We start from the raw sequence: 15,037 nt of genomic DNA on the forward strand, positions 1-15,037 counted from the left end.
CTAAGCTGTCCTGGCCCGAGCGAAGACAGGACGGCTATCGGGCCGAAGCGATCAGATCGTGCCGGGCCTCAGATCGTGCCGGGATAGGGCCGGATGCGGGGCGGGAGACGGATCGCGGCGGGCCTCGCCCAGCGCGGCCATGACCAGGGCGGCCTTTTCGGCCATGCCGGTGGACACGCGGTGGTCCCAGGCATGGGATCCCAGCCCTTCCACCTTCCGGGCGATGGCGCCGTAGATATTGGCGGCGGAGAGCACCGCCCAGCGCTGGCGGAAGGCCAGCTGCGCGGCGCCGGCGCGGGCCGATGCCTCGTATTCGCGGGCCAGTGCGCAGGCGCGGGCGACAAGCGGGACGAGCGCCTGGCGATAGTGCGGCTTGGTCACTTCGCCGGGCGGAATATCCGCTTCCACGAGCCATTCGACCGGCAGGTAACAGCGGCCCTGCGCATCGTCCTCCCACACGTCGCGCACGATATTGCCGAGCTGGAAGGCGATGCCGAGGTCGCAGGCGCGGTCCAGCGTGTCCTCGTCGCTGGCAGGCACGCCCATGACGGCCGCCATCATCACGCCCACCGCGCCCGCGACGTGGTAGCAGTAGCGCAGCATGTCCGCCTCGCTGCGCGGGCGCCAGTCGCCGGTGTCGAGCGCGAAACCGGCAAGCACGTCTTCGACCATCGCGCGGGTCAGCGCCACTTCGCGCATGAGCAGGCCCAAGGCATCGAAGGCGGGCGTGCCGGTTCTTTCCCCGGCCACGGCCAGCTCGGTCAGCGTGCGGATCGTCGCGAGGCGGTTTTCCGGGGCCAGCCGGGTGCCGATGGGGCCGTGCACGGCAGCGCGGCCGTGTTCCTGCTCGTCGGCGATGTCGTCGCAGGCGCGGCACCAGGCATAGAGCAGCCAGACCCGCTCACGCGTGGTCCGGTCGAACAGGCGGCTGGCGGCGGCGAAGCTCTTCGAGCCCTTGCGGATCGACTGCCGGGCAGCGGCTACGAGGGCTGGGCGGTCATACCCGGTCATTGCCGGTCCCGCGCAGGCGGGTTTTCATAGCGTGTCCGGGTTCATGTTGACGATCGGCGTGACCGGCTCGTGCGCCCGCATCCGGGTGAGCAGCAGGTCCAGCTCGCTTTCGGCCATGACGATGCCCTGATGCGCGGGGCGCACGAAGCCGACGTCCGCCATGTGCCGGTTGAATTCGAGCAGCCCGTCGTAGAATCCGAAAGCGTTGAGGATGCCGACCGGCTTGTTGTGATAGCCGAGCTGCGCCCAGCTTACCGCTTCCCACAGCTCGTCCATCGTGCCGACGCCGCCGGGCAGCACCAGAAACCCGTCGGACAGGCGGGTGAAGGCGGCCTTGCGCTCGTGCATGTCGGAGACCACGGTCAGCTCGCAGTCGTAGTTGGCGACTTCGCCGCGCACCAGTGCCTGCGGGATCACGCCGATCACTTCGCCGCCCGCCTCCAGGGCGGAACCGGCGATCGCGCCCATCAGCCCGAGCTTGCCGCCGCCATAGACGACGCCGATGCCTTCGCGGGCCAGCGTCATGCCGACGTGGCGGGCAAGCTCGATGTAGCGGGGATCGGCGGGAGTTGCAGAGCCGCAATAGACGGCAAGGCGTTTCATGTCAGTTCGGGACCTTCAGTTGAATGGGAGTGCCTTCGGGCAAGTCCTGCGTCTGGCAGGCGACTTGCCCGGAAAAGGAAAGAAGCTCCGCCAGCGGCAGGCGGATCAGGTTCTCATGCGCATAGTCGCCCGCGATGAGGGCTTCGGGCGTCCGGGTATAGACTTCGCCGTCTTCCGGCGCTCCGAGCCGTTCGCGTGCCGCCGCCACCAGCGCTTCGGCGCGCCAGACGCAGGCCACTTCGGGATCGGCCATGTACTGCGCGGCCTGCGCTTCGCTGCCCAGCCGGATCAGTTCGCGGGTCTCGGGATCGAGATAGTGGATGGCTCCGGCGGTATCGGCCACCAGCACATGGCCCATCGGGCTGACGGCGATGATGTCCTCGAAGGAGACGCCGGTCCAGCCCCAGTCGCGGCGCAGCGCCTGCATGGCGCGCTTCATCGCAGGTCATCCAGCATGAGCTTCGCCGTGGCCTTGGCGCTGCCGACAACGCCGGGAATGCCCGCGCCGGGATGCGTGCCGGCGCCCACGAGATAGAGGTTCTTCAGCTTGTCGTCGCGGTTGTGCCCGCGGAAGTATGCGCTTTGCGTCAGCAGCGGCTCAAGGCTGAAGGCATTGCCCTTCCACGCGCCGAGGTCCGCTTCGAAGTCCGGCGGGGCATAGTGGAACCTGGTGACGATCCGGTCGTCGATGTCCGGGATCAGGCGACGGCCCACTTCGGCCAGCACGCGCCGTTCCAGTTCCGGGCCCACTTCGGCCCAGTCGATCGGCAGCTTGCCCATGTTGGCGACGGGGACGAGCGCGTAGAACGTGCTCTTGCCCGGCGGCGCCATCGAGGGATCGGTGACGGTGGGGTGGTGCAGGTAGATCGAGAAATCGCGCGGCAGCACGCCGTGCTCGAAGATGTCGTCGAGCAGGCCCTTGTAGCGCGGGCCGAACAGGATGGTGTGGTGCGGGATGCCCGGCCATGTGCCTTCCAGCCCGAAATGGACGACGAACAGGCTGGGCGAAAAGCGCTTGTGCATCAGCTTGTGCGCCATGTCCTGCCCGCGCCGGTTGTTGCGCAGCAGGTCGCCGTAAGTGTGCATCAGGTCGCCATTGCTGGCGATGGCATCGAAGCGCTGTTTCCAGCCGCTGGCCGTTTCCACTTCGGTGACGTGGTCGCCCAGCGTGTGGATCCGGGTGACTTTGTCCCCCAGCCGGACTTCGCCGCCGAGCCGCTCGAACAGGCTGGCCATGCCGCGCACCAGCTTGTTGGTGCCGCCCTTGGCCCACCACACGCCGCCGTCCTTTTCCAGCTTGTGGATCAGGGCGTAGATCGCACTGGTGGTCATCGGATTGCCGCCCACCAGCAGCGTGTGGAACGAGAGCGCCTCGCGCAAGTGCTCGTCCTTCACGAAGCTGGAGACCATCGAATAGACCGAGCGCCAGGCCTGATAGCGCATCAGCGCCGGAGCGGCCTTCACCATGCTGGTGAAATCGAGGAAGGCCTCGTGCCCCAGCTTGACGTAACCTTCCTGCCAGACCCCGGCGGCATAGCGCTGGAATTCGTCGTATCCGGCAAGGTCCTGCGGGGCGAGGCGGGCGATTTCGCGGTGCAGGGCGGGCTCGTCGTTCGAGTAGTCGAACACGGTGCCGTCGGTCCAGTTGAGCCGGTAGAACGGCGAGACCGGCATCAGTTCGACATCGTCGGCCATGTCATGGCCCGAAAGCGACCAGAGTTCGCGCAGGCAGTCGGGATCGGTGATGACAGTGGGGCCGGCATCGAAGGTAAAGCCTTCGCGCTCCCACACATAGGCACGCCCGCCCACCTTGTCGCGCGCTTCCACCAGCGTGGTGGCAATCCCGGCGCCCTGCAGGCGGATGGCCAGGGCGAGCCCGCCGAAACCGGCGCCGATGACGCAGGCCTTCTTCATGCCGCGCCCCCGCCCAAACCGGCACCAAGATCGGCCAGCGGGCGCCCCCGCCCGATCAGGCTGGCCATGGCCGCGCTCACGGGAACCGGCGGCTTGCCGGCAAGGACGCGCAGCTTGTCGGCCAGGGTCGAACGGCCGGCATAGAAACGCTCGATCAGGGGTTCGGGCAGACCATAGAATCGTTCAAGCACGCGCCAGCGCGCTTCCGGGCGCGCGGCGCCGAAAAGCATTCGGGTCAACATCCGGTAGAAGCGCCCGTCGCGCCAGTGCTGTGCGGCCCATGCATGACTGGCCCTTTCTAGGCTGCTGCCTGAGAGATTGTCGAGAGTGGTAAGGTGCAGGGCAAATCTTACAGCATCGGGAAGCGAATACGAGGTCAGCGGATGGACCAGCGCCGCCCGCGTGCCCGCGCGCGCCGCGCCGCCGCTGCCCGCGCGCCAGAATGCCGCGAAATCGCCCGCCGCGATCACCGGCAGCACGCCGGCTTCCTCGTAGGCCGCACTTTCCACCTGCCAGCCCTGCCGCGCGGCATAATCGGCGATACGGCGGCGCAGCAGCGGCAGGTCCAGCGCGGGGGTGTCGGAATAGTAGGTGTCTTCCACGAAGATTTCGGTGGGGGAAAAGGGCAGGCAATAGACAAAGCGGTAGCCGTCCATCTGTTCCACCCGCGCGTCCATCACCACTGGCCGCTCCAGACCATGCGGCGCGGCAAGGCGCAGCGTCTGCCCCATGAACTTCTGCCAGCCGCCCGCCATGTGCGGCAGGGCATGGGCGCCGCGCGCGTCGATCACGCCGCCTGCCGCGATCGTCCGCCCGTCCGCGAGCGTGACCGACGCAGGCGTGACGGCCGTGGCCTCCACGCCGGAGATGATGCACCCGGCAGGCAGGGCGGCCCGCACGGCAGAGTCCAGCTTGCGGCTGGTGATGCTGCGGTAAGGCGCGGCGAGGTCGCGCGAGCGGCCCGGAAAATGCACCTCGTATCCGTCCCAGCGCGCGGCGACGGCCGGTGCAACAAGAGCGTCGCCCCGTTCCGGAAGATCGCTGGCGAAAAACGACCAGACATGATCGCCGCCCAGAATTTCTCCGCGTTCGATGGCAATAACGCGCAGATCCGGCCGGTGTCTTGCCATGGCAAGCGCCACAAGACCGCCGGCAAGGCCGCAGCCGACTATCGCAAGATCACAGGTTTCCGGTTGCATCATTGTCTCGTTTAGGGATGGCTATTGTCTGCTGCAACTTGGCATCGTTGTTGCTTTGCGGCATTGTCACATTGATGACAGAGGACCTCACTATCTGTGACGCTGCGATAGAAGACGCGGCGGCTATCGCGGAAATCTACAAGCACTATGTGCTGGAGAGCACGGCCACGTTCGAAACCGAACCTCCGGCTGCGGAGGAAATCGGCCGCCGGATCAGTGACATCGTTGATGCCGGTTATCCGTTTCTGATCACGCGTGACAGCACCGGACGCGTGCTCGCATTCGGCTTCGGACACCGCTACGGGCCGCGCGCAGGTTACCGCTACAGCGTCGAGACGGCGATCTACGTGCGGCCGGATTGCGTGGGGCGCGGAGTGGGCGGCCGGTTGCTGACGGTTCTCGTCGATGCCTGCGAGACGCGCGGCTACAGGCAGGCCTTTGCCGTGATCGCGGCGTCCGAACCGGCTTCCGTGGTGCTTCATGCCAGGGCCGGTTTCCGTCCAGTGGGCACGCTGTCGGGCGCCGGGTGGAAGCACGGCCAGTGGATCGACGTTTTCCTGATGCAGCGCCAGCTCGGCGAAGGTAATGAGACTTTGCCGCAGGATAGCGGCGCGGGTCTGGCTTAGTTCAGGAGGCTTGGGAGCGATCCGGCCTGTTGCGCAACCCGCGCCGTGGCCTGGGCGTTGGGGCTTGAGCGTACCTTGAGCACACAGGGAGGAATCGCCGCATGATCGCACGCCTGTTTTCGTTGTCCGCGGTCACCGCGCTTCTGGTGCTGCCTGCGGCCGCGATGGCGCAGGAGGCTGCGGAGCCGAACGTGCTCGACGGCGATCATCTGATCGTCGGCGCGGGCGGCATTTACGGCCCTAGCTACGATGGTTCGGACGACTATGTCTTTTCGCCTTTTCCGGTCATCCAGGGCAGGATCCACGGCATCGACATCACGCCGCGCCAGGGCGGCGTCGCGCTCGACGTGATCCCTGATGGCAAGGATGCCCGGATCGGGTTCTCGTTCGGCCCGGTGGCCAGCCTCTCTTTCAACCGCAACCGGCAGATTGCGGATTCGGTAGTGAGGGCCGCCGGAAAGCTCGATGCCGCGGTCGAACTGGGCGTCAGTGGCGGCGTGACCGCCTACAGGCTGCTTCACGATTATGATTCGCTCACCCTGTCTGTGGATGTGAAGCGGGATATCGGCGGTGCCTACAAGGGCATGACCTGGTCGCCTGCGGTCAGTTACGTCACGCCGCTCAGCAAGGCCGTGCTTGTCGCGCTGTCGGCCAGTGCCCACTATGCCGGCGGGAAATATGCGCGGTACTATTATTCGGTGACGCCGGTGCAGAGTGCGGCGAGCGGATTGCCCGAATATGCGGCCAAAAGCGGCTGGGACAGCGCGGGCATCGGTATGCTGGTGGGCTGGGACCTGTCTGGAGACATGCGCGATGGCGGCTGGGCGCTGTTCGGCGTGCTCGCCTATTCGCACATGTTGAACGATGCCTGGCGTACCCCCTATACCGCGATCCGGGGCGAGGCCGGCCAGTGGACCTCCGGGGCGGGCGTGGCCTACACGTTCTGAAGCCCTATTTGTCCTGAAGCAGGGCGCGCACGCGCGCCTGCAGGTCCGGCAGCACTTCGCTTTCGAACCACGGGTTCTTCGCCATCCACAACCGGCTGCGCCAGGCCGGATGCGGCAGGGGAAACAGCCCCTCGGGCGCCTCGCGCCATCGGCGCACGGCTTCGGTGAGGTTCGGGGCAAAGCCGCGCGGCAGATAGCGCTTCTGGGCGTATTGGCCCACCAGCAGCGTCAGCCGCACGTCCGGCAGGGCTGCGCGCAAGGGGCTATGCCAGCGGGCGGCGCATTCGGGGCGCGGGGGGAGGTCGCCGCCCCGGAAACTTCCAGTGCCCTTGCCGGGATAGCAGAAGCCGCTGGGCATGTGCGCCACGCGATCGGGATCGTAGAATTCCTCGGGAGACAGGCCGGTCCATGCGCGCAGCCGGTCGCCGCTGTCGTCGTCCCAGGCCCGCCCGCTGGCGTGGACCTTGCTGCCCGGCGCCTGCCCGATCACGAGAATGCGCGCCTTGCTGCCCGCCTGCACCACCGGGCGCGGCTCATGCGGCAGCGCCGCTTCGCACAGGCGGCAGGCGCGGATTTCGTCCAGCAGGTTTTCGAGCAGCAGGTTTTCGAGGCTGGGAACCATGACCGCGAGATGGCGCCGCCGCGGCGCGGATGCAAGGCGCGCCGAACACTGTTATGATCCCGCAAATCGGCGCTTTACGCGGCCCCTTGTCGCGTTCATCCTGCATCCAACGAAAAACGGGGGAATGGAGATTGATGCATGCCTGACTTGACGCTGGCACCTGCCTGGACAGCGCTGTTTCTGGGGCTCTTCGCGCTGTTTGCGGGGATCGGGGAATTCCGCAAGCCCGGGCACTGGCAGAAACTGATCGAGGAAATCGTCGCCTCGCCCGCGCTGCAACTCGCCACCGGCCTGCTGGAGCTGTTTCTGGGCGCGGTGATCTACATCATCAATCCCTGGGCCTCGCCCGACTGGCTTTCGAGCGTGCTCTCCGTGATCGGCGGGCTGATGTGCATCGAGGCGCTGGCGGTGCTGGCCTTTTCCGACGTCTACATGGCGTTCTGGGTGCGCCGTTTCGGCCCGCTTTCCAAGCTGTGGTGCTGCTGCTCGATCGTGATCGGCCTGGTGCTGATCGGGGTGAGCCTGCTGCAGTTCTGAGAGTCTGTTCGGGAATGCGGCACCGGCCGGTGCCGCAGGATGAAATTTGCATTTTGTGCAAATTTCCAAACAGACTCTCAGCGCCGATCCATCAGCGAGCTGGAATAGGGCTGTACCAGCGCCTGCGCCCGGTCCCAGCCGCCGTGCAGCCACAGGTCTCGCGCGGCGGGGCCGGGCGGCAGGATTACCGGCATGGTCTCGCGCCCTTCGGCCCTGAGTGCGGCATTGGCAGGGCAGGCGAGCAGCGCGAAGGCGGGGATCTCGCTGTCCTTCCACACCGCCGCCATCGCGAAAAGCGGCTGGTCGGTGCAGGAAAACCAGCACTGGCGCCGCTTGCCGTCTGTGGGTGAGGGCCTGCCCCATTCCATGAAGGCCGTGGCCGGGATCAGGCAGCGGAACTCGCTGTTGCGCAAGTTGCCGATCCAGAACGGGCTTTCGAGATTGCGCACGGTCAGCACCGGCCGCCCGTCGAGGACGGAGGGCGGCGGCGGCACGCCCCACAGGCGCGGGATCATCCGCGTCTCCAGCACCCGCCCGGTCGGCCGCGGCCCGGCGACGAATTCGCGCCCCGCGGTGATGACCGGTGCGAACTGCCCCGGCGCCACGTGCCCGCCTGCCCAGGGATCGTCCCCCACCCGCGCGCGGAAGGCACGGCCCACGGCGAGTGCGGGGGCATCGAGACGATAGAGCATGGGCATGGTGCGGAGGTGCCTAGACGGACCGGCCGCTTGCGTCTATTGTCCGCGCAACCCCGGGGAGGCAGCACCCCACAGCGATGTTTCGATTGTGGGAAAAGCCTGAGAGGTGTGGGTATGCGCCACACGACCCGTCGAACCTGAACCCGTTAGCACGGGCGGAGGGAGTGGACAGGCGCAAGCCGGACATCCGCTATCCATCCGCCCAGGAGAAGAAGCGTATGGCCGACATCAATTCCAAGCTGGAAATCGGCGTGACCACCGGGCCCATTCGCGGCTCGAAGAAGATCCATGTCGGGCCGCTTGGCGTCGCCATGCGCGAGATTCATCTCGAACCCACCAGCGGCGAACCGCCGGTGCGGGTCTATGATACCTCGGGCCCCTACACCGATCCCGCTGCCACGATCGACATTGCCGCCGGCCTGCCGCAACTGCGCCGCGACTGGATCATGGCGCGCGGTGATGTCGAGGAATACGACGCGCGCATGGTCAAGCCCGAGGATAACGGCCAGCTCGGGCCGGACCGTTCGGGCGGCGTCCCGGCGTTCCCCAACGTGGTCAAGCGCCCGCTGCGCGCCAAGGCGGGCCAGAACGTCAGCCAGATGCACTATGCCCGCCGCGGCGTGATCACGCCCGAGATGGAATACGTCGCCACGCGCGAGAACCTCGGCCGCGCGATGCTCAAGGAATACAAGCGCGAGGGGCAGGACTGGGGTGCAAGCATCCCCGACTACGTGACGCCGGAATTCGTCCGCGACGAAGTGGCGCGCGGCCGCGCGATCATCCCCTCGAACATCAACCACCCGGAATCGGAGCCGATGGCGATCGGCCGCAACTTCCTGGTGAAGATCAACGCCAATATCGGCAACTCGGCGGTCGCCTCCGATGTCGCCAGCGAAGTCGACAAGATGGTCTGGTCGATCCGCTGGGGTGCGGACACCGTGATGGACCTCTCCACCGGCCGCAACATCCACGACACCCGCGAATGGATCCTGCGCAACAGCCCCGTGCCGATCGGCACCGTGCCGATCTATCAGGCGCTCGAAAAGGTCGGCGGCATTGCCGAGGAGCTGACCTGGGAGATCTTCCGCGACACGCTGATCGAACAGGCCGAGCAGGGCGTGGACTACTTCACCATTCACGCGGGCGTGCGCCTGCCCTTCATCCCGCTGGCGGCCAAGCGCATGACCGGCATCGTCAGCCGCGGCGGCTCGATCATGGCCAAGTGGTGTCTGGCCCACCACAAGGAATCGTTCCTCTACGAACGCTTCGACGAGATCACCGAGATCATGAAGGCCTATGACGTCGCCTATTCGCTGGGCGATGGCCTGCGGCCCGGCTCGATCTACGATGCCAACGACGAGGCGCAGTTCGCCGAGCTCTACACGCTGGGCGAACTCACCAAGCGCGCCTGGGCGCAGGACGTGCAGGTGATGATCGAAGGCCCCGGCCACGTGCCGATGCACAAGATCAAGGAGAACATGACCAAGCAGCTTGAGGCTTGCGGCGAAGCGCCGTTCTACACTCTCGGGCCGCTCGTCACCGACATTGCGCCGGGCTATGACCACATCACCAGCGGTATCGGCGCCGCCCAGATCGGCTGGTACGGCACGGCGATGCTCTGCTACGTCACGCCCAAGGAACACTTGGGCCTTCCCGACCGCGACGACGTGAAGGTGGGCGTGGTCACTTACAAGCTCGCCGCCCACGCGGCCGACCTTGCCAAGGGCCACCCGGCCGCGCAGGTGCGCGACGATGCGCTGTCGAAGGCGCGCTTCGAGTTCCGCTGGCGCGACCAGTTCAACCTCAGCCTCGATCCGGATACCGCCGAGCAGTACCACGACCAGACGCTGCCCGCCGAAGGCGCCAAGTCGGCCCACTTCTGCTCGATGTGCGGGCCGAAGTTCTGCTCGATGAAGATCAGCCAGGAAGTGCGCGAATTCGCCTCGAAGCAGAACCAGCCGGTGGAGACTTTCGTTGCCGCCGAAGAGGCGGAGGCGGGGATGCAGGAGATGAGCAAGGTGTTCAAGGAACACGGCTCCGAACTCTACATGGGCGCCGGCGACCGCGGGCACGACTGAAACCACCAGCCATGACAAAAACCGTAAAGCCGGGAGCAAGCACTCCCGGCACCGCCGCTTCGCTGCCCGGTGCCGGTCTGTTCACCCTCACGCTGGATAGCTGCCGGCTCTGGGCCGATTCCTGCGCCGTGATCGCGATGCGCACGAATGCCATCCTGACCCAGCGCCCCGGCAGCGAGCGGGAGGCCGTGCGCATGGTCACCGAGAAATGGCAGGCCGTCATCGAACTCGGCACCAAGCTGGCGCTCGATCCGCTCGATCCGGTGAAGACCAGCGTGGACTTTTTCGGCCCGCGCGTCAGCGCCAACCGCAAGCGGCTGGAGCGCATGGGGCGGGGGAAATAGCCCTTTCGCGCAAGGCGGCCGCGCTCGCCCTCGCGGCGGCGCTGCCGGGCTGCGTTTCCCCGCCGCGCGGCGGGGGCGAACCCATCGCCGCCGCACCGGCCCCGCGTTTCGATGCGATCGCTTTCTTCACCGGGCACAGCGAAGGTCGCGCGAAACTGAAGACGCTCTTCTCCGCGCCCGTCGATGTGCGGGTGGTCAGCGACGGCACTGTTGAGGACGGCACGCTCCACCTCGTCCAGACCGTGCAGGAAGGCGGGAAGCCCCCGCGCCAGCGCACATGGACGATGCGCGAGACCAGCCCCGGCCACTACCGCGGCACCCTCAGCGACGCGCGCGGCGCCGTCACCGGAGAGGCCGAGGGCAACCGCCTGCACCTCTCCTTCACGATGAAGGGCGGCTTCCCCACCGAGCAATGGCTGACCCTCTCCCCCGACGGCCACCGCGCGCACAACGTGATGAAAGTGCGCAAGCTGGGCCTGACCGTGGGCGTGCTGGTGGAGGATATCCGGAAGGATTGAGGGACCGGGTGTTTAGTTCCAGCATGTGGTGGCTGGATCTGAGGCATGACGGCAATTTCATTTGCCTATGTTCGAAACTTTGCGACCTTGCCGCGATGGGCAAGGATCGGCTGCTTGGACTGGATGCGCTGCGTGGGATCGCGGCCCTTTTGGTTGCAATTTCTCATTTCAGAGGGCTGATCCTTGAATCAGGCTACATCCATCCTGTTACCCTCGCAGTCGATTTTTTCTTCATGCTCTCCGGCTTCATCATGGCCAGAACCTACGAATGCCAGATGCCTAAAGTGGCGGCATTCATGGTCATCAGGTACAGGCGATTGTTTCCTGCGCTAGCCGTCGGGACAGCCTTGGGTCTCCTGACGACAGATCAGGCCTACTGGCCCTATCTGCCCTTGGCGCTTCTGTTTTTACCCGCTCCTGACGCGCAGCATCTATTTCCCTTCAATGGCCCGGCCTGGTCGCTGTTTTGTGAGCTTCTGGCAAATGTCGTTCATGCAGCCATTTTGGCCAAACTGCGGACACGTTGGCTGATCGCGATCTTCATGGCGATGTTGCCGGGTTGGGCGATAGTCACTGCCCTGGCGGCGGGAGCAGCCACAACATTGTATGCTCTTCCTCAAGCTCTGATACGTACTGCGTTTGCCTACACGATGGGAATCCTGATTTACCGGATAGTTGGCGACCGTCCGAACCTGAAAGTCCCTTTCGCGTTGGCCTTCGCAGCTCTGACCGCGTCTTGTCTTTTCGCGCCGCTGATTGCTTACCCGATTGTGATCGCGGTGGTCTTCCCGCTCGTGATGATCGCCGGGATGCAATATAAACCGGGGAGATGGGCACATTACAGCGGGCTTGCTTCCTATCCTCTCTATGTCGTGAATTGGCCAATTTTCTCCCTGAAATTGCCAGTTGCCGTTACATTGCCTCTCGTCGCGCTCGCCACTGTTTCAGCGATCGGTTTCGAGAAGGTGTTGAGAAGGCAGAGCGGGCAAGTGCGCCGTCTTCCATCCAACGAGTCGATATGTGAGTGATGTAGTGTTTGGGAAAGTTGGTGTGAGGGCGCAAAGCGGCTGCCGGGCACTACGCTGACAGTATGGGTGTACGAGAGCCCTGAGTCTGTCGAAGGGCCCTCGTCCCTCTTCCCGAACAGGGCCTGTTTCCTACATCCCCTGCACCTGTCACACTGCGTGCGGCTTTCGTTTGCCTTGCTCTTTGAACCGTCAAGATCCGCTTCGCACGGCCGTGCCGTGTGTGTGAAATTACCTGTGCCGCAAGCGTTTGATAACGCGCGTGGATTTAAAAGTTACTGGTGCCGCTGTGGGCGAAGTTTGAAATTTGCCATGCGCGCCGTGGCGGGGCCTCAGCCGAACAGGTATTTCATTTTTATCGTGACGGTGCCGCCGGGCGCGATGTCTGTCAGCGACTTGTCGTAGCCGGGCATACCGCCGGGGTTGTTCGAGATGCCGACGCCTTCGGCGGGCATACCGATGAAGTTGTGCTTCATCTTCCCGTTGCCGTCCTCGTCGTGGACGACCGTCACTGCGTAGCGTCCGCTCGCGGGCAGGGGCAGGGTGACGTGCATGGTGGTGCCGGTGACGGGGAAAGTGCGTTTCAGTGCCGTGGCGCTTTTCTCGCAGCTTGGGAACTTGTCCTTGTCGCGCCACAGGCAGGCCACGATCTGGCCCTTGGTGGAGTGCAGGTCCGTCACCGTCAGTTGGAACGTGGCCTGGGGCTGGGCCGTCGCCGGGATCGCGGCGAGGGTCGTTGCAGCCAGAACCGGGAGCAGGGCGGCGAGGGGAAGTGCCTTCACGAAGAGCCTTTCGATTGCAGTCGCCCTATGACGCCGCCACGGCTGGGCGTCCTCAAGCACGGTCAGGCGCCCGGTCAGGCTGGCGCGTGCCGGTGCAGCAGCGCGTCTGCGAGGCGCAGGTCGCCGTTCCAGACGCGCTCGTGGAAGAAGAACACCACGGCGTTGACCAGCGGCTCGATCAGCGCGATGCCGCCGGCCATCGTCACCGAGCCGGTCACGGCGAAGGCGACAGTGAAGCCGACCAGCAGGTGCAGGGTCAGGAAGCTGGTGGTCTTGGCAAGATCGTGAGACATCGTTTCGTCCTTTCTCTCCCGGATTTAATGCGAATGGATTGCAATAGTAAGCTGGCGATGGTGCAATCCGTGATCGGCGGAAGCGATTACCGGGGCGGCAGTGCCGCAGAGCGGGAGGGAACCGCCGCCGTGGACGGGCGTTTCATCCCGGCCATGAAACATCTGATCGCCGTCCCCGCGCTCGCTCTCGCCCTTGCCGCCTGCTCCTCGAAGCCCTCGGCCGGGGCTGTGGAGCCCAGTGCCACGCCGGTGCCGGTGGAAACCGGGACGGCGGCGGAAGTGGACGAGGAAGCGCTGGCCGGGGCCGAGCCGATGGTCATGCCGGTCGGCGCGCCACCGGTACTCGAACCGGCCGGGCTGGGCGATCTGCAAATCGGCAAGGCAGTGCCTGCCGACAGCGGCTGGGCCGAACATGGCGTGCAGGTTTCGGACAGCTGCCGCATCGTCACATCGCCGGACTATCCGGGCGTCTATGCGATCGTCGCGAAGGGCGCGGTGCGGCGGATCACGGTCGGCGGGACGTCCGGCGTGACGCTGGCGGACGGCATCGGCCTGGGGGCGAGCGAGGCGGCGGTGAAGGCGGCTTTCCCCGGCTTTCGCGCCGAGCCCCATGCCTACGACGGCGATCCGGCGAAGTATCTCACGCAGCCCGGTGCGGACAGGCACCATCCGGGCCTGCGCTTCGAGATCGGGCAGGACGGCAAAGTGCGCCTGATCCATGCCGGGACCATGCCCGAGCTGGGCTACGTGGAAGGCTGCGCCTGACGGCGGTCTTTCCCTGCCGGCCAAAGCGTTTTCCTGCAGGCCCGCAAGTGGGCTATTCTGACGGTGCAAATTGCGCTCCCCGTATAAACCGGTATGCAGCGGGGCAGAGGGTCGCCAGAGGAAAGCATGAACCAGTCCGGAGCCGAACTGACTATCCGCACGCGCCGGGCCGCGTTCAACCGCGCCATTGCCGAGGGCGATCTTTCCGCCATCACGCAAGTGCTGGGGCGCGACGTGGTGCTGGTGACGGGCAGCGACAGCGCGGTCGTTTCCGGCCGTAATGCGCAGCTCAAGGCCTGGAAGCGCGAATTCGCCAGTCCCGCGCGCGCGGTCTATACGCGCACGCCTGTCAGCGTGACGGTTTCGCGGGTGGAGCCGGTGGCTCTTGAACAGGGGCACTGGCAGGGCGTGGAGGCCCGTTCGGGCAAGGCGCTGGCGGCCGGCGACTATGTGGCGAAGTGGCGCGAAGTGTTGGGCGAATGGGTCATCGTGGCGGAAATCTACGCGACGCTGGGCTAGACGGTTAGCTAGCGTGGGGCATAGGGGAAACCACGGATACAGGCCCCCGGCACTTAAATTTCACGGTTAACGCGCGTCCTGAGATGCATGGGGACGAATGCTTGGCTTTCGTTCCTGCAAAGGGAACTCGCGAAGACAGGTGGCGCCATGCTCAGCAAGATGAACTCTTCGGTGCCGGTGGCGCAGTGCTGGTATTTGCGCCGCCACGTGCCGGAAGGTCGGCGCCGGCGGGAGGCAGGCGGTGTGGTTCACTGCACCTGCCGTTATTGTCAGCGCCCCATCCGCTCGCGCGATGGCGGCCGCTGGGACCTGGCTGACGGTTTTGACCTTGATGCTATCGCAACTGCCGGACGAACCAGCCACTTCTGCGTGATCGACACGCTCGATGAAATGGTGATCGCCCGCTATCCGCTGCCTCACGAGGCCGACGACGAGTTGATTGCCGAGCGGCTGGCGGAGATTTGCGAGAAGCACGGGATAGAGGAAGACGACGGGGTGCTGGAAGTGCGGCTGGTGCAGAGTCAGGGGGCGCTGAAGCTCGTTCACTGAGGGCTTG

At 65.7% G+C, this 15,037-nt stretch carries 19 protein-coding genes; 10 read left to right on the forward strand and 9 right to left on the reverse strand.

Going from position 1 to position 15,037, the window contains the following annotated elements:
• Positions 1–51: 51 nt before the first annotated feature.
• Genes NN5_RS08075 through crtY form a run of 5 tightly spaced genes read right to left on the reverse strand, consistent with a single transcriptional unit; the run spans position 52 to position 4,730 of the window.
• Positions 52–1,011 (reverse strand): phytoene/squalene synthase family protein, encoded by a 960-nt coding sequence (locus NN5_RS08075; protein WP_067733719.1) that lies wholly within the window; start codon positions 1,009–1,011, stop codon positions 52–54.
• Between the two features lie 24 nt (positions 1,012–1,035).
• Complete coding sequence (locus tag NN5_RS08080; protein WP_067733721.1) at positions 1,036–1,614, reverse strand: LOG family protein; 579 nt, start codon at positions 1,612–1,614, stop codon at positions 1,036–1,038.
• A gap of 1 nt (position 1,615) precedes the next feature.
• A complete protein-coding gene (locus NN5_RS08085) occupies positions 1,616–2,053 on the reverse strand; it encodes a T6SS immunity protein Tdi1 domain-containing protein (protein ID WP_067733723.1) in 438 nt (145 codons plus the stop codon).
• On the reverse strand, positions 2,050–3,528 hold the full coding sequence (locus NN5_RS08090; RefSeq protein ID WP_067733725.1) for a phytoene desaturase: 1,479 nt from the start codon (positions 3,526–3,528) through the stop codon (positions 2,050–2,052). The genes NN5_RS08085 and NN5_RS08090 overlap by 4 nt, the downstream gene beginning before the upstream one ends.
• A complete protein-coding gene (gene crtY, locus NN5_RS08095; RefSeq protein WP_067733726.1) occupies positions 3,525–4,730 on the reverse strand; it encodes a lycopene beta-cyclase CrtY in 1,206 nt (401 codons plus the stop codon). The genes NN5_RS08090 and crtY overlap by 4 nt, the downstream gene beginning before the upstream one ends.
• Before the next feature lie 71 nt (positions 4,731–4,801).
• On the opposite strand from crtY, the gene NN5_RS08100 reads away from it, so the two are divergent.
• Positions 4,802–5,353 carry a GNAT family N-acetyltransferase gene (locus NN5_RS08100; RefSeq protein WP_067733728.1) on the forward strand — a complete coding sequence of 184 codons (552 nt, stop codon included), beginning with the start codon at positions 4,802–4,804 and terminating at the stop codon, positions 5,351–5,353.
• 101 nt (positions 5,354–5,454) lie between these two features.
• Positions 5,455–6,300 (forward strand): MipA/OmpV family protein, encoded by an 846-nt coding sequence (locus NN5_RS08105; RefSeq protein ID WP_067733729.1) that lies wholly within the window; start codon positions 5,455–5,457, stop codon positions 6,298–6,300.
• Positions 6,301–6,304: 4 nt separating this feature from the next.
• Here the strand turns inward: NN5_RS08105 and NN5_RS08110 are convergent, their stop codons facing one another.
• Positions 6,305–6,922, reverse strand: coding sequence for a uracil-DNA glycosylase family protein (locus tag NN5_RS08110; protein WP_067733731.1), 618 nt, complete (start codon positions 6,920–6,922; stop codon positions 6,305–6,307).
• Positions 6,923–7,060: 138 nt separating this feature from the next.
• On the opposite strand from NN5_RS08110, the gene NN5_RS08115 reads away from it, so the two are divergent.
• On the forward strand, positions 7,061–7,459 hold the full coding sequence (locus tag NN5_RS08115) for a hypothetical protein (RefSeq protein ID WP_067733733.1): 399 nt from the start codon (positions 7,061–7,063) through the stop codon (positions 7,457–7,459).
• 77 nt (positions 7,460–7,536) lie between these two features.
• Here the strand turns inward: NN5_RS08115 and NN5_RS08120 are convergent, their stop codons facing one another.
• Entirely contained in the window at positions 7,537–8,157 is a 621-nt protein-coding gene (locus NN5_RS08120) for an SOS response-associated peptidase family protein (protein WP_067733735.1), read from the reverse strand.
• A gap of 218 nt (positions 8,158–8,375) precedes the next feature.
• Between NN5_RS08120 and thiC the strand changes: the two genes are divergently transcribed.
• The 4 genes from thiC to NN5_RS08140 all read left to right on the forward strand — a co-directional run bounded on the left by thiC (position 8,376) and on the right by NN5_RS08140 (position 12,125).
• Positions 8,376–10,235, forward strand: a complete 1,860-nt coding sequence (gene thiC, locus NN5_RS08125; RefSeq protein ID WP_067733737.1) for a phosphomethylpyrimidine synthase ThiC — start codon at positions 8,376–8,378, stop codon at positions 10,233–10,235.
• Between the two features lie 11 nt (positions 10,236–10,246).
• Positions 10,247–10,579, forward strand: coding sequence for a hypothetical protein (locus NN5_RS26825; protein ID WP_067733739.1), 333 nt, complete (start codon positions 10,247–10,249; stop codon positions 10,577–10,579).
• Between the two features lie 83 nt (positions 10,580–10,662).
• Positions 10,663–11,097: a DUF3833 family protein gene (locus NN5_RS26830; RefSeq protein ID WP_281190408.1), complete on the forward strand. Its 435-nt coding sequence runs from the start codon at positions 10,663–10,665 to the stop codon at positions 11,095–11,097.
• A gap of 95 nt (positions 11,098–11,192) precedes the next feature.
• Positions 11,193–12,125: an acyltransferase family protein gene (locus NN5_RS08140; RefSeq protein ID WP_169800967.1), complete on the forward strand. Its 933-nt coding sequence runs from the start codon at positions 11,193–11,195 to the stop codon at positions 12,123–12,125.
• 329 nt (positions 12,126–12,454) lie between these two features.
• Here the strand turns inward: NN5_RS08140 and NN5_RS08145 are convergent, their stop codons facing one another.
• Positions 12,455–12,904, reverse strand: a complete 450-nt coding sequence (locus tag NN5_RS08145) for a DUF2141 domain-containing protein (protein ID WP_067733745.1) — start codon at positions 12,902–12,904, stop codon at positions 12,455–12,457.
• A 74-nt stretch (positions 12,905–12,978) separates the two neighbouring features.
• Positions 12,979–13,197 (reverse strand): DUF2061 domain-containing protein, encoded by a 219-nt coding sequence (locus NN5_RS08150; protein WP_067733747.1) that lies wholly within the window; start codon positions 13,195–13,197, stop codon positions 12,979–12,981.
• 33 nt (positions 13,198–13,230) lie between these two features.
• On the opposite strand from NN5_RS08150, the gene NN5_RS08155 reads away from it, so the two are divergent.
• The 3 genes from NN5_RS08155 (at position 13,231) to NN5_RS08165 (ending at position 15,030) form a co-directional block, all read left to right on the forward strand.
• On the forward strand, positions 13,231–13,962 hold the full coding sequence (locus NN5_RS08155; protein ID WP_245656347.1) for a hypothetical protein: 732 nt from the start codon (positions 13,231–13,233) through the stop codon (positions 13,960–13,962).
• Between the two features lie 126 nt (positions 13,963–14,088).
• Positions 14,089–14,481, forward strand: coding sequence for a YybH family protein (locus tag NN5_RS08160; protein ID WP_067733749.1), 393 nt, complete (start codon positions 14,089–14,091; stop codon positions 14,479–14,481).
• 147 nt (positions 14,482–14,628) lie between these two features.
• Positions 14,629–15,030: a hypothetical protein gene (locus NN5_RS08165; RefSeq protein WP_067733839.1), complete on the forward strand. Its 402-nt coding sequence runs from the start codon at positions 14,629–14,631 to the stop codon at positions 15,028–15,030.
• The last annotated feature ends 7 nt before the right edge of the window (positions 15,031–15,037 follow it).

The organism is Novosphingobium naphthalenivorans NBRC 102051, from assembly GCF_001590985.1.
GTDB classification, from domain to species: domain Bacteria; phylum Pseudomonadota; class Alphaproteobacteria; order Sphingomonadales; family Sphingomonadaceae; genus Novosphingobium; species Novosphingobium naphthalenivorans.